This is a genomic window from Alkalinema pantanalense CENA528 (genome assembly GCF_050753345.1).
GTDB classification, from domain to species: Bacteria; Cyanobacteriota; Cyanobacteriia; order Leptolyngbyales; family Leptolyngbyaceae; genus Alkalinema; species Alkalinema pantanalense.
The window spans coordinates 1-23,183 of the sequence record NZ_JBLZFX010000072.1 but is presented as its reverse complement, the minus strand read 5'-3'; the positions used below and the strand labels follow the sequence as shown (position 1 = coordinate 23,183).

The following is a 23,183-nucleotide window of genomic DNA, read 5'->3' as shown; positions in this document are numbered from 1 at the left end:
CCGTGCCTAGTTTTGACTCTCCTAACCCTAGGATGTTTGCTAGGCGACCATATCCCCACCATATCCCTGGAAAGAGTCCGTCCAGGGGCGATCGGATACGTTAGACTAGTGCTTTGGCAGTCGTATCGTCAAAATTACAGACAACAGCAATTATGGATTTTCGGAACCTCCAAAACTGGAATGCCATTCGCGATCGGGGAACCCGAACTACTGTGGGACGGTAACGAGTCCCCAATTTTTAGCGTTTTTCCCCATCCCTAGGCCAACCCTTGGCCTTCCGTACTTGGAGTCACATCATGTCCGAAGAACACATGTCCGAAGAAAAAATTCATCTCCCCAAAACCAGCGAGTCGGAAGATCTCAAAAAAATTCGCCACACCACGTCCCATGTGATGGCCATGGCAGTACAAAAGCTCTTTCCCAAAGCCCAAGTAACGATCGGGCCTTGGATTGAGAATGGCTTCTACTACGACTTTGATAGCCCAGAACCCTTTACCGATAAGGATCTTAAGGCGATCAAAAAAGAGATGATTAAAATCATCAATAAAAAACTGCCCGTGGTGCGCGAAGAAGTCAGCCGGGAAGAGGCCGAACAACGCATCAAAGCCCTTGGTGAACCCTACAAACTGGAAATTCTGGCGGACATCAAAACCGAACCCATTACGCTCTATCACTTGGGCGATCAGTGGTGGGATCTCTGCGCGGGGCCCCATGTGGAAAATACTAGCGAATTGGATCCCAAGGCGATCGAACTGGAAAGCGTTGCCGGAGCCTACTGGCGCGGAGATGAGAACAAGGCCCAATTGCAACGGATCTACGGCACCGCTTGGCAATCCCCCGAGCAATTGGACGAATACAAACGTCGTAAAGAAGAAGCCCAAAAACGCGATCACCGGAAATTAGGGAAAGAGCTGGGCTTGTTTATCTTTGCCGATCCCGTTGGCCCCGGTTTACCCCTGTGGACGCCCAAGGGAACGTTGCTGCGATCGATTTTGGAAGACTACCTCAAACAGGAACAAACCAAGCGCGGCTATCTTCCCGTCGTTACGCCCCACATTGCCCGTGTCGATTTGTTCAAAATTTCGGGACATTGGCAGAAATACAAAGAAGACATGTTCCCGATGATGGCGGACAACGAAGAAGAGAAGGACAAAGAAATCGGTTTTGTGATGAAGCCGATGAACTGTCCCTTCCACATTCAGATCTACAAGAGTGAATTGCGTTCCTATCGCGAACTGCCCATGCGGTTAGCGGAATTTGGAACGGTATATCGCTACGAGCAATCGGGGGAACTGGGTGGCCTAACACGGGTGCGTGGCTTTACCGTGGATGATTCCCACCTGTTTGTGACGCCGGAGCAACTCAACGATGAGTTCATGAATGTTGTGGACTTGATTTTGAGTGTATTTAAGAGTTTGCAACTCAAGAATTTTAAAGCCCGTCTCAGCTTCCGGGATCCGGAAAATCCAGGGAAATATATCGGTTCCGATGATGCTTGGGAAAAAGCCCAGGCCGCCATTCGTAACGCCGTGGAAAAACTGGGCATGGAGCACTTTGAGGGCATTGGGGAAGCGGCCTTCTATGGCCCCAAACTCGACTTTATTTTCCAGGATGCCCTCGAGCGGGAATGGCAACTGGGCACCGTGCAGGTGGACTACAACTTGCCGGAGCGGTTCGACTTGGAATACGTTGCGGAAGACGGGACGCGCAAACGGCCTGTGATGCTGCACCGGGCTCCCTTTGGTTCCCTGGAACGCTTGATTGGGATTCTGATCGAGGAATACGCGGGGGATTTCCCCACCTGGTTGGCTCCGGTGCAAATCCGTCTGCTCCCCGTGGGCGATGATTTTGTTCCCTTTGCCAAGGAAACCGTGGCGAAGATGCAGGCGTTGGGCATCCGGGCGGAGGTTGATCTCAGTGGCGATCGCCTGGGTAAACTCATCCGCAATGCCGAGAAGGAGAAAATCCCCGTCATGGCGGTGGTGGGAGCCAAGGAAGTGGAATCCAACGCCTTGAGTATTCGAACTCGGGCAGCGGGCGAACTGGGATCCATTCCGGTGGCTGAAGTTTGCGATCGCTTACAAGCGGCCAACGCAAACCATGGCAATTTTTAGGGATTGAGCAGAGGGGGGAACCATGCGAGTCATTGGGTTGATCAGTGGAACATCGGTGGATGGGATTGATGCGGCATTGGTCAACTTGTCTGGCCAACGGGATGACCTGCAAGCGGAACTGCTGGCCTTTGCCACCTATCCCTATCCGGCGGAATTGCGCGATCGTATCTTGGCCGTCTGTGCTGGGTCGCCCCTATCCATGGCGGAACTGGCGGAACTGGACGATGCGATCGCGACCTGTTTTGCCGAAGCGGCGATCGCCATTAACCAAGATCAGCCCCCCGCCCAACTGATTGGCTCCCATGGCCAAACGGTCTTTCATCGCCCGCCCACCCCCGATCGAATGGGCTACAGTCTCCAACTGGGTCGGGGTGAATGGATTGCCCAGCAAACCGGAGTCCCAACAGTCAGCAACTTTCGGGCAGCGGACATTGCCGTGGGGGGCCAAGGTGCGCCCGTCGTTCCCCCCGTGGATGCGGCGCTGCTAACTCATTCCACCTACGATCGCGTGGTACAAAACCTGGGGGGCATTGGTAATCTGACCTATTTGCCCTCGGTGCAGTCAAAATTGCAGGATCCGAACCTACAATTGCGGGGTTGGGATACGGGGCCTGCGAACGTGTTAATTGACTTAGCGGTAACGCAGCTTTCCCAAGGCCAGCAAACCTACGATCGCAACGGGGCTTGGGCAGCCCAGGGCACGCCTTGCCGGGAACTGGTTGATCGCTGGCTCACCCATCCGTTTTTCCAGGAGCCACCCCCCAAATCCACGGGTCGAGAACTGTTTGGCCCCGATTATCTCCAGCAATGTTGGGCTGATGCTAAGGTCGCCAACCTATCCGATGCCGACTTTCTCGCTAGTTTGACGGAGCTGACTGCTGCCTCGATCACCTTGAATTACCGGACATTTCTGCCCAAGGTTCCCCAGGAAGTTTTACTGTGTGGCGGCGGCAGCCGGAATGCTTACCTCAAGGCTTGTATTCAAGCACACCTACCGGAGAGTCAGGTCAAGACCACCGATGACGTGGGCCTGAATGGTGACGCCAAAGAAGCGATCGCCTTTGCTGTGCTAGCCTACTGGCATATCCTGAAACTTCCTGGTAATCTTCCGGAGGTGACAGGAGCCAAGCAACCTGTGCTTTTAGGGGAAATTCACCAAGTTACTGAGAAAATTTGCGTGATAGCATAGGTTCCCATTGGGAGATCAATTCATCCTTATAGCAAATTTGTCATTGTGAACCACACATTTCTTATGGAGCCTGGGGTCTGGCTGTTGCAGGGGAGCTGGACAGAGCGGAATGGCGTGCCCATTACAGTTAAAGGAAAGGTTCTTGTCAGTTGGAGCCGAGATGAGTGGTTCAACATGGTGATGAGACTGATCTTTGTAGATAGCGATCGTGAACCCATCGATTTTCAATATCGAGGCCGCTTCGACATGGGCGATCGTCGCTACACTTTTGTGTTGCAACACAGCGATATGGGACACGTCGAAGGCGAAGGTTGGCTGGCTCCGGAGTCGATTGTGCAGCACTACCGCGCGATCGGAGACAAGCAGCGGCGCAGTGGCTTTGAAACAATGTATCGGTTTGGGGACACCCAGTACTACATGTCCAGTGGGATTCTATCCGGACATTACATGACCAGTTCCATGGAAGCTGTACTAGAGCGTCAAGTCAGCTAATCCTAGCGATCCATGAGTTTCCCTATATCCATGAGTTTCCCTAACGGCAAGCCAGTCCTCTAGGGCGACGATCGGGGGGCAAAGCGCGGCAAGGTGACTTGAATCGTTGTGCCCACGTTGACTTGGCTATGGATTTGAATCTGGCCTCGGTGAATTTCCACGGACTGCTTGACGATCGCGAGCCCTAAGCCATTCCCTGAAATGGATCCTACATTGGTTCCTCGATGGAAGGGTTCAAAGAGACGTGCTTGATCTTCTAGGGGAATCCCAATGCCTTCATCCTGTATGCGTAACATTACCTGGCTGGCTGTCCAGCTGAGGTTAACTGTAATTCCTTTAGCGGGCAAGGCATACTTAATCGCATTGGAAAGTAGATTGTTGATAATTTGGCCGAGCAGCCGCTCATCCATGTAGGCAGGCAGCGTGGCCGTGTCTGGGGTGAGGAAAAACTGGATGGGGTGTTGATGCCGATCGTTCAGTTGAGCTTCTTCAATCAGGGTTTGGCAGAAACTCCGGAGTTCGAGTTCGATCGGATCAAATTTCAGTTTTTTCGCTTCTGCCCGTTCAATAATCAAAATGTCGTTGAGCAAATGATTCATATTGAGGGCAGCATTCTGAATTCGGTTGATGTGCTCCAGTTGTTTTTTAGGCGACCCATCGGCAGCATAGTATTCCAGTAAATCCGCTGATGAGAGAATGGTACTTAAGGGGGTACGAAATTCGTGGGAGGTGGTAGAGACAAAGCGAGATTTTAATTCACTGAGTTCTCGCTCTTTGACCAGGGCGATCCTCATATCTGTTTCCGCCCGTTTCCGCTCGGTGATATCCCGTTGGATCCCCACCCAGTAGTGGTAACGACCAGTTTGATCGGCAACGGGAAAAATGCTCAACTCTACCCAAATTTCCGATCCATCCTTGCGATAGTTAACGACTTCCACCAAGACCGATTTCCATTGGCGTAAAGCCGATCGAATATGTTCTAAGGTGTGGAGATCGGTTTTGGGGCCTTGGAGAATGCGGGGTGTTTTACCAATGACATCCTCGGGTTCGTAGCCCATCATGCGGGTAAAGGCACGGTTGACATAGATGATGTGGGGGCCGGGGAGTTGCACGGGTTCGGCCTCGGTAATCACGACCGCGTCGTTGGCATTGACAATCACAGATTCCAACAGCCGCAGCCAGCTTTCCTGTTTTTGCCGATCGGTAATATCCTCTGCAATTCCCGCGACTCGATAGACCTTACCTGCTGCATTCCGGACGGGAAAGGCTCGGGTGAGTAAATCTCGCTCGCTTCCATCGGGACGCAGGATCCGGCAAACAACTTCCGTGATCTGACCTCTGCGGGATTGTTTACTGGCTTGGAGCACTGCTGCCCGATCGGGTAATGTTACACTCTCCAACCAATCATGCCACTGCTTGCGGTAACAGGCTTCACTGGTTTCCCCTAGCACCGACTCACAGGCGGGACTCATATAGATTAACCGCTTGTCTTCAACGGAATACATCCAAAAGAGTTGTTGGATATTTTCTGCCAATTGGCGAAACCGTTCTTCACTTTCTCGTAAACCCGCTTCTGCTTGGTTCCTGGCTTGTACAGTTTTAGCCATGTCTGTCATATTGCGGAAGCAGACAGACAATCCGATTTCGGACGGATAAGCTTGTACCGTATAGCAACGATCGTCAATTGAGTACTCAATGCCTTCCTGAGGTGTACTCATTTCCATTGCCCGTCGCAAACAATTGCCGACAGGCAACTGGTCTAATGTAGGACAGGCTTCCCACAACACCTGTCCCATCACGACAGCAGCAGGTTGACGTAAAATCCTTGCGGCTTCTGGGTTAAGGTAGGTTAAACGCCACTGGCGATCGAGCATGAGGACGCCATCCGTCATACTCTGCACAAAGTGAAGAATTTGCGCCTGGGCTAATCCTGTAGGATGAGGGCATGGGGTCAAAATAGGACGCCCCACAATCTGAATTTCTGCGATGTTGCCTAAATTGTCCGCAATGGCTTGTAAAGTCCAACGCCATGAATGCTGTGATTTCAACCCCTGCCATTGGGGCAAATGGGCACGGAATCTTTCAGAATCTGGGGGTTCGAGAGGTGTCCATTCTGCTTCTACGACCCAACACTGAGGCCCCACCTGAGCCAAAAGAATTTGCAACTGTTCCGCTAAGGTGGGATAGTTGGCCGGTTGCTGTAAAAGGTGTAATAAGTTATTGCCAATCGCTGCTTCCTGTGGGGTTTGCAAAAAGTCACAGAAAGCGGCATTGACAAAAGTTAGGCTTCCATCCTGGAGGCAGCACCCAACTAAATCAGAACTATGATGGACTAAGGTATTGACTAAGGCTTTATATCGGGCTTCACTCATCTGCAATGAATTCTGCGATGGAGGGGATAGTCGGGAGATAACCCTGGCCTCGTCTTGCATCATAGGGGAGAGACAATTGCGTTAAGGGGGGGATTGTTCAGGGCTGACTGAGGATGGGCAAAGATCATTGCGTAGATATCCTCGGCAGATATCCTATATCGCTATCGTATATTGTGCAGGGTTTATGGGTTTGCCACAATGGTGCAAGGTAAACTGACGTAAAAAGTTGTCCAGCCTTGGCTACTTTGTACCGAAATTTCTCCATTGGCTTGTTTGACTAGAGATTGCACTAGGGCTAGTCCTAGTCCTGAGCCTTTAGGCGGTGAACCGCTGTGGGATTTGGGAAAGCCTATGAGGGAAGGGGTCGCGCGGTAAAAACGATCGAAGATTTTGGTCAAGTCAGCTGCTGGAATTTCGGCGGAGTTTTTCAGCGTGATTCGGAGACTAGATGGTGTAGTTTGGGGAATCTCTAGCTTGAGACGAATGCTCCCTCCCGATGGAGTATATTTGCAGGCATTGTGCAGCAGTTCCACCAACACCCGATGGAGCGTAATCTCATTGATGTCAATATGCTCAAGGGAGGGAGGGAGCTCAAAGGTCAGGATCTGCTGATTCACTTGAGCTTGGACTTCAAAGGCTGCTACTCGCTGTTGCACCCAAGGTCGTAAATCCAAAATTGTGGTAGATAGATCTACCTCGGCAGTGCTTGCAACGTATTGATCCAACAACTGTTCAATTAAGTGATCGCCTTGTTCACAGGCTAATTGCGCTACGTTAAGATACTGCCGCCAGCGATCGGGAATCATTTCCATCATCCGCAGGGCCATGCGGATCGTCGTTAACGGTGCGCGTAGGTCATGGCTGACGGCGCTGACCCAATCCTGGGTTGCGGAAGCGGCGGACTCAGATGCAGCAGTCTCAGAGGCAGCCGTCTCAGACGTGGCGGTATCAGAGGTGTCGCAGGGGGGCAAGGCCACTGCTGGGGGTTGGCTACAAGATTGATGTTTCTTCAGTCTTGCGGTGATTGCTTCTAAGAGCTCAACGCGCCGAAATGGTTTAGTGAGGTAGTCATCTGCACCTAGATTCATACCGTGGCGCACATCAGAGCGATCGGTTTTGGCACTCAAGAAGACAAAGGGAATGGCAGCGGTTGTCGGATCACGACGCAGTTCCTGCAAAACTGCATAGCCATCACCATTACTCATTTTGATGTCACACAAAACTAAGTCTGGATGATACTGGCGGATCATTTGCAGTCCCGTAGCACCATTGCTGGCGTCGATCGGTTCAAAGCCACCGGAGTCAAGAATTTCTACGATATTCGATCGAACATCCTCTTCGTCTTCAATCACCATAATCCGCATAACTACTCCACCCCCTTTTGATGATACTGTCTTCAACCGGTTGAGACTTTAGTGCCCACCCTGTCAAACAGAAGCAAGCTGAGCATCTCAGCGAAATTAATCAATAAAACTTGAGGAATCACATTGATTGAGCATTACTCGATTTTCACCGATCAATTTTCACCAATCAACCCTGCATCACAAGGCATAACACAATCACCTGACGAGCCGCACAGTTTAAGAGTCTTAAATTGCGGAATCTATATTTAAGAAGCGATTAACTTGTAGAATGCACATACACCATCCATATAACTATATAATCTCTGTTGATGATTTTTAGAGAGACTGACTAGAGTGAAAGTGTCGGATAAAGACGTAATTCAGTCTGAATCAAAAATCAGGAAAATCGAATGCAACAGGTTTTTAATTATTTGAAAGTTGTAGTGAATTGCTACTAGAATCACCTCTCTACTGACTTCTGAATGAATTATTAAGTAAGTAATGACTATTATAAATGGAAAGAGAAGTTGACTTTTTAGAAAAACACTAAGATTCTTCGAATGATTGTAAGAAATGCGTAAGGTTTAATCAACCTTGAGAGTCTATACAGCAGACTGCATCACTGGAATGAACGGATGTAAGACCTAAAGTCTGTGCTGTCAAGGTCTACTAGGTTCATGGTTCAAGTAAAGGGCTGTCAGATACTAGCTAATAAAACTTTTGAGAAAAATATATCTTGTTGTGATCACTAATCACCCGTCTTTATGGAGAGATCTAGGGATGAAGGGCTACATTCCAGGGGCGTGAATGGTTTAGATCTGGGATGTTTCAATGGGGATGTTTTCGAGGGAGTGGCGGTTCGCATCAGTGAATTTATCTATTCCCGCAACAAGAATCTGTAAATTAAGAGGAGGAATATTCTTAAGTAGGGAGCAGGTGGAATCCAGATTTCATACTGCCTTTAAAACTGTCTAAGTGCAAAAGTAACTTTGTGATTTTTGTAAAGCCTGAGCAATATCTAAGTTAATCTAGTTGCTTTGATGGTGACAAAGGGAAAACTTTGTCTATATCTTGGAGTTAAGGTTCTTAGGATTGGGGCTAGAGACGTCTCTCGGGCTTTAGGCAAAGATAGTTCTGTTCAAACAATGCTTGAGAGGTCTTGTGTTTTTTCTGTTGGGCTAAAGAAGAGGTTGTTACATTTTATACAGACTTTAGACGGTTCACATTCATCATGGCTTTGAGATTAGCAAATGGTTCGGATTGTATTTTTTTTCAATTCTGGTTGGACGATCGCGTCCATGACGGAGTGAATTGTCAGGGTGAAATATTCGTGAAGTTACAAATATTTCCGCTCCATAGAAAAGATCAAGCCTATGAACTCGGTAGTCAGCTATCGGAGGAAGATTACTCCGTAGTCATCGTGAGGATGCTGGATACTTATATGGTCGGATTGGCAATGCAAGGGGGAGAATGGCAGCAGCAGGGTCTCCAAAAACTGTTGCAAAATGCCTGAAAAATTCGTGAATTGCTTGAATTTACGCGCCAATTTGCTGTCAATTCCTTGGGAGATATTTAATTTCAGGTTGTTGCAATCCGATCGTCCTGGGGAGGCAGAGTGGTTGTGACTAGGATCCAACTATTTCCAATGCAGAATGGCCTAAGTTAGACTGCTGAAGGCAATAGACTATCTAGATTCCCTAGATGCCTAGACTATCTAGATTTCCTAGACTCCCTAGACGATTGGATGGAAGTGAAGATGCAAACTTATGATGTGGTGGTGTGTGGGGCGGGGCCTGCGGGGGCGATGGCGGCGGCGGAAGCGGCTCGATCGGGCCTTAAGGTGGCTCTCCTAGAAAAGCAATTCTTGCCGCGTCATAAAACCTGTGGTGGCGGGATGCCCATGACGCTCCAACAATTTTTGTGGGACTTGGCACCGGAAGCGTTTGTGGAGTCGAATGTCACCCATATGCGCCATACCTGGAACTTTGATGATCCCTATTTGGGAGCCATCAATCCAGATGGGGTGTCGCAGAAATTGTCCCTCTGGATGGTGCAGCGATCGATTTTCGACCAAGCGTTGGCGCAACGGGCGGTTCGGGCTGGGGCAGAACTGCGGGATGGCGTGGCGGTACGATCGGTGATTCCCGAGGCGGATGGTGTGGTGGTGCAAGCGCAGGGGATCAAAACCGGAGCAGAGTTTACAGCCAAGGCCCGTTATGTGATTGGAGCCGATGGGGCCAATGGGGTAGTGGTGAAATCCACTCAACTGCGCCGAAAACGGGCGATCGCGATCGCGCTGGAAGTGGAGCATCCCCATGATTGGCAGCGGGGACTGGGACATGTTGATCTACGGCCTGAGGTGGTGCATCTGGAGTATGGTGCAGTGAAGCAGGGCTATGCTTGGATTTTTCCGAAGGGCGATCACCTCAACGTTGGAGCGGGTTTGTTTCGTCCTGGGAAGTTGGATCCCCGCAAAGACCCAACGGTACGAGCAGAACTGCAACAGTCGATTTGTGACTATTTGACGGCGGTGGGGGTGGCCTACGATCGATCGCAATTACGCTTCCATGGTCATCCTTTGCCGACTTGGTCTGGGAAGGAACCCCTGCATGAAGGACGGATCCTCTTAGTAGGCGATGCTGCAGGCTTGGTCAATCCCTTGTTTGGGGATGGCATTTTGCACGCGGTCAAAAGTGGCCATATTGCGGGGCAATGTCTAGCGGAGGATGCGGCGCAGGACTATACCCAACGGATTCATCGGGAGTTTGCGGGCAATTTTGATGCAGCGCTAGCTTTGGCGAAGGTGTTTTATCAATGGCCAGGGATTTGCTACAAGTATGGTGTGAAGTATGAACGAAGCACGCGCCTTGCAACGCAACTGTTGTGTGATGAATTACACTTTACGGAAATGACAGAACGGGCCATGAATCGCCTCAAGCGATCGGTGGGGCAGCACTTTTTCCCGGCTTGGAATTAGTACGAACGGCTGATAATCCATACTAAAGAAAATGCCTCGATCGAAACGATCGGGGCATCTCTAGTATCAGTTCATTGACTTGTCTAGGAGTGGCGTCAGGCAGATCCCCTAGGCGACTAATTGGAATGGAGAATTCATGTAATCTGGAATGGGAACGGAATAGTTTTCCAAAATGCTAGGCGCAATGTCTAGGGTAGAAATTTTAGTCCGTTGGGCAGGCGTTGGGGCGGTCTGTTTGGGATCGTAGGTGAAGAGGATCCCTTCGGGAATGTGATCGCCCGTGAGATACACACCATCTTCGTGGGGGACGCTGGCAAGGCCCATTTCCGCAAAGGATCGCGGCTGTCCTTCTACGTGAATCACTTCCGGGCCACTGTAGTTTTGGAAATACTTGAAGCAGAATTCAAAAAAGCCTTCTTCTAGTTCTTGGGCAAAGGGTTGGCCATTAATAGCTAAGGTTGCGATTTTTCCCCGTAGACAGTCTTGTTTGTCAGGATTGACTGCGATGTTGAAAATGGGAGCCATGGCCGGACGTTCTTCGTAATCTGCAGTATCAAGGCCCAGTTGTCCCATGAAGCGGGGAAAGTCCACAATGCCCACGCAGGAGGAAACGTGTTCAGCTTTGAAAGCGGCTTGTCCCATGCTGGAAACGACGACTAGGACATATTCGGGATTGCGATCGACGAAGGCGATGAGGCGACCCAGCAGCTCATCGGCTTTCTGCATGGCAAAGTCGATTTCGTTACGAAATTGATTGACCCATGCGTCCTTGAGATTGAAGACTTTGTAGTCTTCAGGAAAGGCCGCAGCCCAGTAACGGTGCATATTAGCGGCGACGTGGTTGGTGAAAAAGGTGGCGAAGTCCGGTTTTGTTTGCTGCAATTGCTTGAGGAAAATATCGAAGCTGAGCAGGGTTTGATAGGTGCGGCGGCGGGTTTTAACGGTGGGATCCCGGCGTTCGGATAAGAGTTGTTGCCCAATCTGCCCGATCGTGTTGGAGGTGAGACCGAGTTTTGGCAGAGCAGGTAATAGCTTGAGAGCACCGGACACATCAATTTTTTTCGAGACGTTGCGGGCCGATGCGCGGGACATGGAGAGGTTAAACGACTGAAACGCTTCTAGGGGTTGGGGATAGGCGGTGCTTTCTGCGGCGAAGACGTCGGGTAAGTAGAAGGCGTAGTCTTGAATGGTGTCGGTGATGGGAAAGGTGAAGAAGGAGCCGCACACGCCAACTTTGACACCTTGGGAGGCGAGGATTTGCCACAGGGGGGGGTAGGCCCGGTTGACTTCATCGAGTTCTTGACCGAAGTTGGTGAGGCCATGCCGATCGTTGTTGACGCCACGATGGACGGTAGGCCAAGTTTTGGTTGGTGAAAGTTCCCCGGAGTCGGCTGCGTAGGTTTTGTATTGCTGGGCTTTGGTCAGCATTTTTGCCAAGTGGGATTGGGAACGAGTTTGACAAAAATGATCGACCAGCTTGTAAGGAACTTCGTTCAACTCAAACAGAACAATTTTTCGGCCTGACATGGTACTTCGATCTCTTCTAAACGGTCACAATAGATTGACGAATGCCTCAGCATCGGACTGGGTTGGAGTCAAGCTGAGGAAGGGAGGTTGGATGAACAGGTGCTTTTTGACTGATTCTACCGAACAGATTTTAAAGATCTGGTGAAATTGCCTAAGCTTCATGGGAACTACACGTAAACTTTTGGATTTGTCATAATTGTCATAAAATTTAAGCTTTCTGGGCTTCAGGATTGATGGCAAGGCTTGTGCTAGATCCTACGATCGTAATTTTCTACTGATAAAAAAATGTATTGATTGATGCTATATTGCATCCCTTCAAAAAGCTTGACAGTTTCTAGGAGAATTCATTGAGCGTATTCAGTGCTTACGATCGCCCTTGGAACACCACCCGACAGCCATCCTGGGGACGACAAACGGGAATAATAACGGGATTTAAGCGCTGATTGGGCAGAAGGTGCCATTCGTAATTCCGCAGCAAATGTGCCAGCATTAACTTCATTTCCATCTTGGCAAAGGCCAACCCTAGACAAATCCGTGGCCCTCCCCCGAACCCCACTAGCCCAAAGGGTTTCGGCTTATCTTCTAGCCAACGATCGGGGTTGAACCGTTCCGGCTCCAGATACAACTCTGCTAACTGATGGGTATAGGCGATCGAATACTGCACAAGCCATCCCGCAGGCACATGGTAACCCTTGAAATCAAAGCCTTTGACCACACCTCGAAACCCACCTCCGACTGGAGGATGACACCGCTCAATTTCCAGCAAAAAGCGATCGAGGGCAGGCATTTTCTGTAAAGTTTCCAGGGTTAGCGGTGCATGATCCAATATCTCCTGTTCCCTACGAAGGGCTTGTAGAATTTCTGGATGGCAACCTAATTCCAAAACTGACCACGTTAGCATTGCCGTTGTGGTTTCATGGCCCGCAAATAGCATCAGAATGGCATGATTACAGAGTTCCTCCTGGCTGAGCCGATCGCCCGTCTCATCCGTTGCCTGCAACAGCAAACTGAGGGCATCGTGGGTGGGATTTTCCCGCCGTTGATTAACGACTTGATTGACATGGGCGAGGATTTTTCGCCGTGCAGTCAATCCTTTGTTTAACTTGGTACCGGGGAAGTTAATAAACGAGAAAAGTCCGTCGGAGAGTTGGGTAAATAATTCACTTAAGCGTTGATTTTCCGGGCCAGTTTCTGCCCCCAGAAAAATATTACTGGCAACTTCAAAAGTGAATTTTTTGAATTCTAGGAACCATTGGAATTGGCGTTGTTGCTCCCAACGGTTTAGATATTGCTGGGCGATCGTCTCTATGGTTTCTAGGTATTGCCCTAGGGCTGCTCCGTAGAACGCAGGCATGAGCAACTTGCGATTGCGCCGATGTTCTGCCCCATCTTGCAGAAACAGCGATCGACCCAGGAGCGATCGAAAGGGTTGCGGCCAGCCATCGCCCCAGGTCAGGTGATCCATGCCTGTAGACAAAATAAATTCCAATGCCTCTGGCCCCACCATAAAGGCAGTGTTTTTCCCTGCGAACCGAGTGCTGAAAATCGGGCCAAATTCAGCGTAGCGATCGGCAATGTAATTGGGATTCCTCGCAAATTCCAAGGTTTCGCCAATCAGCGGTAAACCTTTTCTGCCGGGGGGAGGGGGGAGATGGGTTAGGTTTGACTGCATGCGATCGCGCTAATGATGTTTAGATCGTGGCTTAGGCGGCTAGGGCTATTCTAATCATTCCCTCGTGGCATTAGCGACTGGGCAAAGAAAAAACCTCCCCACATTTGGAGAGGCTCATCATGAGAAGACCAACTTGTGAGAAGACCAACTTGTGAGAAGAGCAACTTGTGAGAAGACTAACCGTGACACAAGGAGAGGAACCGGAATAGTGCAGCCATGGGAGCGAACGGCATTCACTCCCCAGACTCACACCCAAAACATGAACCCTGAACCCTTTAATTCACCTCAAATTTTCACTGGGTCAAGCGATGACCTTAGTAGCGATTAAAAGCCAGGGGGGAATCCAACCGCAGATCCAAATCACTGTCGGAATTAATCACCACGACTTCTGTCTTTTTCGGTTTACCTAGCAACAGGCCCCCTAGGGCACCACCTGCCGTCCCGATGAGAATTTTACCCAAGGTGATTTTCCGGTTCCCCGTCACCCCGGAGATAATCGTTGCTGCGCCCGCTCCGATCGCGGCCCCGGTCAGAACCGAAGCCGTCTGGTTCCCCTTTTCGATCGTTTCCTTGCGGGTAATGATATTCGACGAAGCATCGAGGGGCATCCGCAGTCCGTCCTTACTGCCATCCTTGAGGATCAGCGTCTTAGCCACAAACCGCGAACCTTTCTCATTGTTCGTCGTCGTAGCAGGCCGCAGTTCACCTTCTACCGTACTGCCGGCTGGAATGAGCAGCGTGCCATTACTGGCGCGAATATTGCTGGGAATGGTCAAATCAAGCTTCTGCGTTTCGTCGGGCGTCACGATAATCTTTTCCGCCTTCTCGTAGGTCACCGGAAGGACGGTTCCGACGGGGATCCGCAACGTGCGGGAAAAGAGAACGGGTTGATTGGTTTGGGCGATCGTTGTGGGCGTCGATTGAGCCTGTGCCCCCAAGGTGGCGATCGGAGCCAAGTTCACGATCGGCGTTCCTAGGGCAATCATCAGGGCCGTTCCCGCTTGCCAGCGTTTGAAGCTAGAGGAAACAGTCGGATGATCATGGGTGCGATCAGAAGCATGATCCAATGAATGAGCCAACGTGTGTGAGCTAACCATAATCTAGAGTTTCTGTGGAGGAGTGGTTCTTAAGCTGCTTGACGCAGGAGTTCCCAGAAGGTTCCTGGCCTCTGTCAGACAGTATTGCCAGGCCCTGCCCAACGGCATTAAGCTATGACTCGATCTATGATTCGATCGTCCAACGATCAGCCTCCGATGATCCGGATCGAACCCAAAAGGATGCCTCAACGATCTCCTCAGGAGCGGCGAATGATCGAAGAACAATCAACGAACGATCGGGAAATTTGCCTCAACCCCTTACGGATCGTGCCTTTGGCGATCTACACTGTAAATTGCGTTCGTATGTATTGACGTGCATCTGTATTGGTGAGTGTTTGTACTGGTGAGCGCAGGGTTTGACCCGCGTCGGTATTCCTCAGGCGAGTAGCATGATTCCCTTGCAACTCAAATTGAATAACTTTTTGAGTTATCGGGAAGCCACCTTGGACTTTCGGGGGCTGCACACGGCTTGCATTTCCGGCGCGAATGGGGCAGGCAAATCTTCGTTGCTGGAGGCGATTTCCTGGGCTGTTTGGGGCGAAAGTCGAGCCGCGATCGAAGATGACATCATTCATTTTGGCGAAAGTGAAACCCGCGTCGAATTTCTCTTTTGCATTCATCACCACATCTATCGTGTGATTCGTAGCCGCCATCGCGGTCAAGGCATGGTGTTGGAATTTCAGATCGCTTTGGATCCGTTAGTTGATGAATTTCCCAAACGGTTTCGACCCTTAACGGAAAAGGGATTACGGGCAACACAACAATTTATCTTGGAACATGTAAAGTTAGACTACGACACGTTTGTTAACTCTGCTTACCTGCGCCAAGGGCGGGCCGATGAGTTCATGCTGAAGCGCCCTAGCGATCGTAAACAAATTCTGGCGGATCTGCTGAAGCTGCAACAGTACGACGAACTCGCTGAAAAAGCCAAGGAACAAGCCCGTCAGTTTAAAGCCGAAGTTGATGCCCTAGAGCGCCAGCAAGCTTCGATCGAACAGCAACTCAGCCAACTGCAAAATCTCGAAACCCAGCAGGCCGAACTGGAGCAGCAACTTTCCAGTCTGCAAGAACAGCAAATTCGCGATCGAAAAATTCTGCAAACCTTGCAAACACAACAGCATCAGCGGGAGATTTGGCAACAACAGCTTCAATGGCATCGGCAACAACATCAGCAACACCAGCAGGACTGTCAGCGGTTACAGAAGGAATATCAGCAGGCGGAGGAGAGCTATCAAGCGATCGTGGCACTGTTACAGGCAGAATCCGCCATCTACTCAGCCTATCTCCATTCCCAGGAATTGCAAGCCCAGGAAGAGTTTTTAGCCAATCGCTTCCAGCTCTATCAAGACTTGCAAACGCGCAAACAACAGTACCTCAATCAACACCAGCAACGGCTCAATGAACTGCAACAACAGCAGCAGCAGCTATGGGCGCAAACGGAAAGCTTGCGTGAGCAGATGGAAGAGAACCAGCATATCCTGAGTCACATGGCCGATGTAGAGGCAGGTTTAGCCAATCTGCACAGTGCCCGCCAGCAGTTAGAGCAGTTCGATCGGGTACAACTTCAAGTCGCGCCCCTGCTGCAACGCAAACAGCAATTACAACGCTCGATCGATCAAGCCACTGCCCGCGTCACAGCCCGCTTGGATGAACTCCGCACCAGTGCGAAGCAAATGGAGCAGCAACAATCCCAGCAGCCGCAATTGCAGCAGGCGGTGGTGGAAGTCTGCGATCGCATTGATGAGCTAGATAAACTGCGGAAATACCAAGAACGGGTGCGGGAAAAGGGATTAGAACGGCGCAACTTTATGGAACGGTTGCAGGCTCACCAACGGGATTACGAAGCACAATTGTCCGAGGTCGATCAAATTCTTCGGTTACTGAAGCACCGCAGCGAAGAGGCCCACCTCACCACAGAGTTGCAAGCAGCCCTGCTACGGCATCAGGATGAAGCTAGGGACTCGATCGCTGAACTGGCAGATTCCACGGATCTGCCCCTAGTGCGAGATCGGGCTACCGTTACACTCCAAGAAGCCGCTGGCAATTATGGCTCAGGTCATGCTGCGATCGATGCTGACGCAAATTCTACGGCCAATCTCGGGGTGAATGCTGAAGCAAATTTAGCAGATTTTCCTCCCTGTCCCCTGTGCGATCGGCCCTTGGATGAGCATCACTGGGAATTAGTGGTGCAAAAACATTTGGCAAAACAGCAAGAGATTCTGGAGCAAATTTGGGTAATTCGGGAACAATTGGCGGTCTCGGAACGGGAAATCCAAGTGCTGCGCCAGGAATATCGCGATATTGAAAAACGCTTGGAACAGTACGGTTCTGTGTTGGAACGGCGCGGCCAGCTTCAGGAGCAGCTACAGGCCAACGAATCCGGTCGGCAAAGTTTAGATCAATTACTCGACGAAGTTCAGCACCTGGAGTACCAACTGCGGAGCGGAGAATTTGCGCCCGATCTGCAAGAGGAATTGCGATTGTTAGATCGAACGTTGGAGAAGCTGAACTATGACGATCGTAACCATGCCATTGCCCGAGGACTGGTCGATCGCTGGCGCTGGGCGGAAATTAAGCAAGCGGAAATCAAACAAGCCCAACGGCGACAAACCCAAATTGAGCAACGGTTGCCGGAACTGCAAGCCCAGCAGGATGACTGCACCGCCCACATTGCCCAACTAGAAACGACTCTGGCAGAGGGCCTCGCCCAGTATGATCAGCACCTAGCTGACCTAGGCTATAGCTTAGAGCAGCACAATGCCCTGAGAATGGCCCTCAAACAGGTGCAAGCCAGTCAACTGCGCTACCAAGAACTTCAGCAAGCCCAGCAGCAATATCCCCACCTGCGGCAGCGGCTGGAAGACCTGGCAGAGTCCTTGCAAACCAAACTGGTCAGCCTAGAAAGTGTAGGCCAGCAGTGCCAATATCTAGAAAAATGCTTGGCCGCCGCCCCGGAACCCGCTGCCCAAATTCAACAGCTAGAGCAAAAATTGCAAGGGGAGCGGCAAACCCTGGATGCGACGCTTTCGCGACTGGGGCAATTACAACAGCAGCAACAGCAACGATCGTACTTGCTCCAAGACCAGGTAACGCTGCAACAATCGCTACAAACAACCCGTCAGCAGCACCGCATTTATCAAGAACTGGTGCAAGCCTTTGGCAAAAATGGCATTCAAGCCCTGATGATTGAAAATGTGTTGCCGCAGTTGGAAACCCTCGCCAATCAAATTTTGACCCGGTTGACGAATAACCAACTACATGTGCAGTTTGTCACCCAACGGCGTAACGCAAAAGGCAAATCCCAGACGGCAAAATTGGCGGAAACCCTGGATATTGTCATTGCCGATGCCAAAGGAACCCGCCCCTACGAAACCTATTCCGGCGGAGAAGCCTTTCGGATTAACTTTGCAATTCGCCTAGCATTGGCACGGCTGTTGTCCCAACGATCGGGGACTGCGTTACAAATGTTAATTGTTGACGAGGGCTTTGGTACGCAGGATCAGGAAGGTTGCGATCGACTCATTGCAGCGATTAATGCCATCTCGCCAGATTTTGCCTGTATCCTCACCGTTACCCATATGCCCTACTTCCGGGACGCCTTCCAATCTCGCATCGAAGTTCACAAAACTGAATTAGGCTCGCAACTCACGTTTTTCATGTGACCCGTAAATTGACCTGCAAATCCCCTGTAAATTGACTGGGATCGCGGCTATGCAGTTGTTCTGGCGATCTCGGTACGTCCTGCCTCGATCAAATTCACGAACAAAAGAAAAATCCTACGAAATCTTGCAATAAATGCGTTCGTAGGATTTCAACCATTCAAGATGAGTAACCGTAAATTGACTTCGATCCTAGGGGAACGAAGCAATCTAGATGGCCTCTACGTTTTTCTCGCCAGTCCGAATCCGCACAATTTGATCCACTGGGCTGATGAAGATTTTGCCATCTCCAATTTCGCCTGTGCGAGCAGCGGCAATGATTTTATCCACTACCATGTCAACTTGTGCGTCTTCAACAACGATTTCAATCTTCAGTTTCTGCAAAAATTCAACAGTGTACTCAGAGCCCCGGTAGCGCTCTGTTTGGCCCTTCTGGCGACCAAATCCTCGTACTTCGGAAACAGTCATGCCGACGATTCCAGCATTGACGAGGGCAATTTTAACTTCATCCAGCTTAAATGGGCGGATGATTGCTTCAACCTTTTTCAAGGTTCCACACTCCTTGTCGATCTTTTATGTGATTGCTATATAGATAGCAAAACCTATTGCTATCACTGCTAAACCATAAACTTTGTAGCGGATGTTACCCCACTGTAGCTGATGGTATCAGATTCCCCCGAATCTCGAAATTCCTGAGAGGTTCTGTAATCATCCCCGCAGCCTTGAGGTTTGGATAGTTAGGCTTACCAGGAGGTCTCTTGATGCTCTGTGCAGACTAGCTGTGGTGCTTAGCTGTGGCACTACTTGGAAGAAATCAGCGGACGCACCAACAAAAAGCCTGCACCAAAGGCCGTCAGGACAATCAGCGGAATCACGATCGCCAACTTCCAGCCACTGAAGGGGAGGGATGTGCCCGTTGCCGCAGAGGCGTGTCCTGTGCCCCCAGAGGGATTGCTAGGCTGCTCTATGACCCAGGCTGCATGGGATGGCTTGGCTGCATGGGATGGCTTACGTGGGCTCGCCAGGGTGACGGGTTTTGTGACGGGTTTACCTGAGCGGTTCCCTGCTCCCTGAGATCCCCGAACAGATTTGGTGGCTAGGGAAGATTGTCCGATCGTAGGATCCGCAAATTGTTCTGCGATCCCAGTTATCACAAATGGGCTATTACTGCTAGATTCGATCGAAATTTCTACGGGATCATCCTTCAAACTGGGCAGATGGCTGACCGCTTCCTGGGTATACATCACCAATTTTGCCAGACGATCGATTTCCTGGCGGAGTTGCTGGTTTTGTTGGAGTAACTGGCGGTTCTGATTTTTGACAGACTCCATAGCAGCCTTGGTGGCTTGCAGTTCAGAGGAGACCTCCCGGTACAGGGAAATCGGGACCGAGGGAGAATAGGAAGTTTCCGCAGAAACGATCTGTCCAGCAGCTCTAGAATGACGCATGGGAAATGGATACCTAGTTCTTGAATGGGAACAACCGAAATCGAGAGGGTAACCAGAAGTATGACTGTTGCCTCAGGGGTTTCAGTTAGTGCGATCAGATGCCACAGGATAGCCTGAATTTTGGCAACCGACGCACTCCTCCCCCAGGATTTTCTAGAAATTCTTCTAGAGCAACTTCCTATCCTCGTAAACCTGTGAACTGAGCAACGACGGCCATCACCTGGGAGCGCGTCAGTTTTGGGAAACCGTGGGTCATGGCATCCAGGGTGGCATGGGCGAGGGCAAGGGGCAGTTCACAGAAGTCCCGAGCAGGGCCTTTGGGTAAACTTTCGGTGTAACGATCGGCCAATTGCAAGTTGCGCCGAGCGTAGTCATCGAGATCCTTAACCGTCCACCCATCCGGAAAGAAACTGACTCCCCGATCTAAATCTTCGCGATGGTTCCGCAAAATGTTCACCGCTTGTAATCCGCGCCCGAAGCCGATCGCTTGAATGCGATCGGTCTGGGTGCCGTCGTGCCATGACCATAGGTCAGATAGCAACAAACCAACGGATCCTGCCACACTAAAGGTATAGCGATCGAGGTCATATTCCGTTTGCACATCCCAATTGCGCTCTGCCCAGTAGGCCATGCGATCGGCCATGGCAGCGGTGGCTTCCCACACGCGCGGCGCAATCTCACTGGGGGCATAGCTAGCCCATTCGCCTAAGCGACGGGAGACTTCCGGAAACTGATCGGCATACTGACCAAAGGCTCGATCGAAATCTTGGTTCGTAAATCCAGTGACCCCCGATTGCAACACTTGACTGATTTCGCGTAGAACAAGGGCTTTGGTTGTATTATCCACGTCGGGGTGATCTTCAATTTCATCGATCGCTCGCATGCAGAGATAGCCCGAGGCGACCGCCTCCAACAGCCCTGATGGTAGACGACTGATAGGGATGAAAAACGTCCGACTCGTCTCTTTCAAGACCTCAAGGGCGGTTTGACCGTGGTGGCTCATGCTGGTGGTTACTCCTCACTTCAGACCCGGCGTACTGTAAAACCCACGCCTATTGGGTATTTCTTCCTAAAATAAAACCCTAAATTCTGTTACTGACAAGGGCTATCCAGGAAATTCATGGTTTGGCGCTGAATATCTGTAGCTTCGATTCTAGCCAGCATTGGACAAGAAAAGCAGTGGGTTGCGCTCCCACTGCTCGGTTTAGCATCGGTTTTGGATGGGTTTAGTCTGGGTTTGAACCTGCGGCCTAGGGCTCAGTTAGCAGGTAAGGCCGTTGAAGTATGGGGACTCTTGAAGGTGGTTTGGGCATCGGTGCGTTGGCAGGCCACCATGGTTTTGACATGTTCTGATTCGTCATCCCGGATGTTGACAAAGACATCGTAGAGGTTGTCCACACTGGGGCGACGTTCGGCGGGTTTATAGCCGGTTTGAAACTCGTCAAACATGTACAGATCCCCATCCCGGTAATAGCTGATGGCGACTTGTGGAGCAGGGGCCGCCTTGAGTTCGGTTTCGCAGTCCTTCAGGTAGTGGTCATAGGTGCGGTAGGCGTGTTGTTCTACCAGTTCCATGAAGTGGTAGGCCGATCGCGGTGACAGGACATAAATCACCACAATAATCCAGTAGTACAGCAAAGCCACATGGCGTGCCAAGAAGCGATCGATCCAAACATCGGCACCGCCCAATTCTTCCATAATCAACAGGTGGTGCAGTTCATTCCACGACTCTGCAAAGTGGACTTTCAGCCAATCGGCTTTGCGCCACCAGCCAATGGTTTCATACAGGTGCAGGACAGATAAGTAGGAAAAATAGGGCACCCGCGCCACAGTTTCCAGCACATAGAACCGCTGGATGGGTCGATCGCGGTAGACCGTATTCATCACAAAGACCAAAATACTAACAAGCAGGCGAATCATGAAGTAGCTCCGGGAGAGTGAATAAACGGTGGATGAGTGATATTCGCATCCTAGCGATCCCCTCATACCCTGCAAGGTACTTACGCAGGGGGGCACTTAGTAACTTGGAGTAAAAGATTGGGGTGAGATCAGGGCTTGCAAGGACTCTAAAGGAATGTTGAAAATTTTCTAGAAAAAGTCCATTGCTCCCGTAACCACCCCCCAGAATGGAGAGGCAATGCCACTGCCTGTTTACCCCACCCACGATCGCATGGAAAATTTTTGTCCTGAGCCAGAACAGCATTGTCCAATCCAGTACACCCTCACCGTCCTGGAAGGCAAATGGGCTTTACCCATTCTGCGGGAGTTATTTGCAGGGCCAAAGCGAACTCATACGCTGTTGGCAGCCTTGCCGGGAATTAGTACCAAAACCTTAATGCAACGACTGCGATCGTTGGAAAAGCATGGTTTAGTGCATCGACAGATCTATGCAGAAGTGCCGCCCCATGTGGAATATTGGCTGACGGATAAGGGGCGAGAAATTCAACCCGTTTTGGTGGCGCTGTACCAAGTGGGGCGACGCTGGCTCGCCCAGGATAACTGCCTCTGTGGCTTGACTCAACTGCAAACCTGTTCTGCTCCAGATCGCTCCAATTCCTTCATGGATGAACACTTGACGGGTTAATGCTTTACCTAACGCTTCACCGGATGAGCCACTTCACTGGGGACTGCACGTCATTGGGCAAGTCACTTCACCGTATAGTAAGAAATTGCTTAGTAAGAAATCGCTTAGTAAGAAATCGCTGGTTTGGACGTTGCGACGATCGTAGATTGGTTATGGCTTATTGGTTAATGAAATCAGAACCCGATGTCTATGGGATCGATGATTTGCAAAAGGAAAACATTGGGCTGTGGGATGGGGTGCGCAATTATCAAGCCCGTAACTTCCTGAAATCGATGCAGGTGGGTGACTTTGCCTTTTTCTACCACTCCAACGCCAAACCACCGGGCATTGCGGGGTTGATGAAAATTGTGGAAACCCAAGTGGTTGATCCGACCCAATTTGATCCCGCCAATCCCTACTATGATCCCAAAGCTACGCCGGAAGCGCCCCGCTGGCATACGGTCAAGTGCCAGTATGTGGAAACCCTACCGACACTGATTACCCTGGAGCAGTTGAAAACCGCCTTTTCCCCCGAAGAACTACTGGTGGTGCGCCAAGGGAATCGCCTTTCAGTGATGCCTGTGGAAATCCCGATCGCCCAGCGAATCCTACAACTCGGAGCCTTCACCACTCAGCCCTAGCGGCTCGCTCCTAGTAACTAAGGGATTTGCCAAGAAATAATATCCCCTCTTCATCCCCCCACCCTCCTACCCTTTTACTCTCCTACCCC

General features: G+C 50.6%; 17 protein-coding genes. 8 read left to right on the top strand and 9 right to left on the bottom strand.

Going from position 1 to position 23,183, the window contains the following annotated elements; genetic code table 11:
* Positions 1 to 296: 296 nt before the first annotated feature.
* The 3 genes from thrS (at position 297) to ACN4EG_RS19580 (ending at position 3,795) form a co-directional block, all read left to right on the top strand.
* Positions 297 to 2,114: a threonine--tRNA ligase gene (gene thrS, locus ACN4EG_RS19590; RefSeq protein WP_431631871.1), complete on the top strand. Its 1,818-nt coding sequence runs from the start codon at positions 297 to 299 to the stop codon at positions 2,112 to 2,114.
* Positions 2,115 to 2,136: 22 nt separating this feature from the next.
* Positions 2,137 to 3,303, top strand: a complete 1,167-nt coding sequence (locus ACN4EG_RS19585) for an anhydro-N-acetylmuramic acid kinase (protein ID WP_431631870.1) — start codon at positions 2,137 to 2,139, stop codon at positions 3,301 to 3,303.
* Positions 3,304 to 3,366: 63 nt separating this feature from the next.
* Complete coding sequence (locus tag ACN4EG_RS19580) at positions 3,367 to 3,795, top strand: hypothetical protein (RefSeq protein WP_431631869.1); 429 nt, start codon at positions 3,367 to 3,369, stop codon at positions 3,793 to 3,795.
* A 59-nt stretch (positions 3,796 to 3,854) separates the two neighbouring features.
* On the opposite strand, the gene ACN4EG_RS19575 is transcribed toward ACN4EG_RS19580, so the two are convergent.
* Together ACN4EG_RS19575 and ACN4EG_RS19570 are read right to left on the bottom strand one after the other, a co-directional pair.
* Entirely contained in the window at positions 3,855 to 6,167 is a 2,313-nt protein-coding gene (locus tag ACN4EG_RS19575; RefSeq protein ID WP_431631868.1) for a PAS domain-containing sensor histidine kinase, read from the bottom strand.
* Between the two features lie 182 nt (positions 6,168 to 6,349).
* The gene (locus tag ACN4EG_RS19570) at positions 6,350 to 7,522 is read right to left on the bottom strand and encodes a hybrid sensor histidine kinase/response regulator (RefSeq protein WP_431631867.1); all 1,173 of its coding nucleotides are present in this window, start codon (positions 7,520 to 7,522) and stop codon (positions 6,350 to 6,352) included.
* A 1,219-nt stretch (positions 7,523 to 8,741) separates the two neighbouring features.
* On the opposite strand from ACN4EG_RS19570, the gene ACN4EG_RS19565 reads away from it, so the two are divergent.
* Together ACN4EG_RS19565 and ACN4EG_RS19560 are read left to right on the top strand one after the other, a co-directional pair.
* Positions 8,742 to 9,023 carry a hypothetical protein gene (locus tag ACN4EG_RS19565; protein ID WP_431631866.1) on the top strand — a complete coding sequence of 94 codons (282 nt, stop codon included), beginning with the start codon at positions 8,742 to 8,744 and terminating at the stop codon, positions 9,021 to 9,023.
* A 243-nt stretch (positions 9,024 to 9,266) separates the two neighbouring features.
* Positions 9,267 to 10,487 (top strand): NAD(P)/FAD-dependent oxidoreductase, encoded by a 1,221-nt coding sequence (locus tag ACN4EG_RS19560; protein WP_431631865.1) that lies wholly within the window; start codon positions 9,267 to 9,269, stop codon positions 10,485 to 10,487.
* 108 nt (positions 10,488 to 10,595) lie between these two features.
* Here ACN4EG_RS19560 and ACN4EG_RS19555 read toward each other — a convergent pair whose 3' ends face one another.
* From ACN4EG_RS19555 to ACN4EG_RS19545, 3 genes are all read right to left on the bottom strand, one after another.
* Positions 10,596 to 12,014 carry an alkaline phosphatase family protein gene (locus ACN4EG_RS19555; RefSeq protein WP_431631864.1) on the bottom strand — a complete coding sequence of 473 codons (1,419 nt, stop codon included), beginning with the start codon at positions 12,012 to 12,014 and terminating at the stop codon, positions 10,596 to 10,598.
* 364 nt (positions 12,015 to 12,378) lie between these two features.
* Positions 12,379 to 13,686 carry a cytochrome P450 gene (locus ACN4EG_RS19550; RefSeq protein WP_431631863.1) on the bottom strand — a complete coding sequence of 436 codons (1,308 nt, stop codon included), beginning with the start codon at positions 13,684 to 13,686 and terminating at the stop codon, positions 12,379 to 12,381.
* Positions 13,687 to 14,000: 314 nt separating this feature from the next.
* Complete coding sequence (locus ACN4EG_RS19545) at positions 14,001 to 14,753, bottom strand: hypothetical protein (RefSeq protein ID WP_431631862.1); 753 nt, start codon at positions 14,751 to 14,753, stop codon at positions 14,001 to 14,003.
* A 386-nt stretch (positions 14,754 to 15,139) separates the two neighbouring features.
* Between ACN4EG_RS19545 and ACN4EG_RS19540 the strand changes: the two genes are divergently transcribed.
* Positions 15,140 to 18,445 (top strand): AAA family ATPase, encoded by a 3,306-nt coding sequence (locus ACN4EG_RS19540; RefSeq protein ID WP_431631861.1) that lies wholly within the window; start codon positions 15,140 to 15,142, stop codon positions 18,443 to 18,445.
* A gap of 207 nt (positions 18,446 to 18,652) precedes the next feature.
* On the opposite strand, the gene ACN4EG_RS19535 is transcribed toward ACN4EG_RS19540, so the two are convergent.
* From ACN4EG_RS19535 to ACN4EG_RS19520, 4 genes are all read right to left on the bottom strand, one after another.
* On the bottom strand, positions 18,653 to 18,991 hold the full coding sequence (locus tag ACN4EG_RS19535) for a P-II family nitrogen regulator (RefSeq protein WP_431631860.1): 339 nt from the start codon (positions 18,989 to 18,991) through the stop codon (positions 18,653 to 18,655).
* 251 nt (positions 18,992 to 19,242) lie between these two features.
* Positions 19,243 to 19,890, bottom strand: a complete 648-nt coding sequence (locus tag ACN4EG_RS19530) for a hypothetical protein (protein ID WP_431631859.1) — start codon at positions 19,888 to 19,890, stop codon at positions 19,243 to 19,245.
* Between the two features lie 178 nt (positions 19,891 to 20,068).
* Entirely contained in the window at positions 20,069 to 20,893 is an 825-nt protein-coding gene (locus ACN4EG_RS19525) for a squalene/phytoene synthase family protein (RefSeq protein ID WP_431631858.1), read from the bottom strand.
* A 254-nt stretch (positions 20,894 to 21,147) separates the two neighbouring features.
* The gene (locus ACN4EG_RS19520; protein WP_431631857.1) at positions 21,148 to 21,810 is read right to left on the bottom strand and encodes an alternative oxidase; all 663 of its coding nucleotides are present in this window, start codon (positions 21,808 to 21,810) and stop codon (positions 21,148 to 21,150) included.
* Positions 21,811 to 22,027: 217 nt separating this feature from the next.
* On the opposite strand from ACN4EG_RS19520, the gene ACN4EG_RS19515 reads away from it, so the two are divergent.
* Together ACN4EG_RS19515 and ACN4EG_RS19510 are read left to right on the top strand one after the other, a co-directional pair.
* Positions 22,028 to 22,474 (top strand): winged helix-turn-helix transcriptional regulator, encoded by a 447-nt coding sequence (locus tag ACN4EG_RS19515; RefSeq protein ID WP_431631856.1) that lies wholly within the window; start codon positions 22,028 to 22,030, stop codon positions 22,472 to 22,474.
* Between the two features lie 152 nt (positions 22,475 to 22,626).
* A complete protein-coding gene (locus ACN4EG_RS19510; RefSeq protein ID WP_431631855.1) occupies positions 22,627 to 23,094 on the top strand; it encodes an EVE domain-containing protein in 468 nt (155 codons plus the stop codon).
* Positions 23,095 to 23,183: the final 89 nt, after the last annotated feature.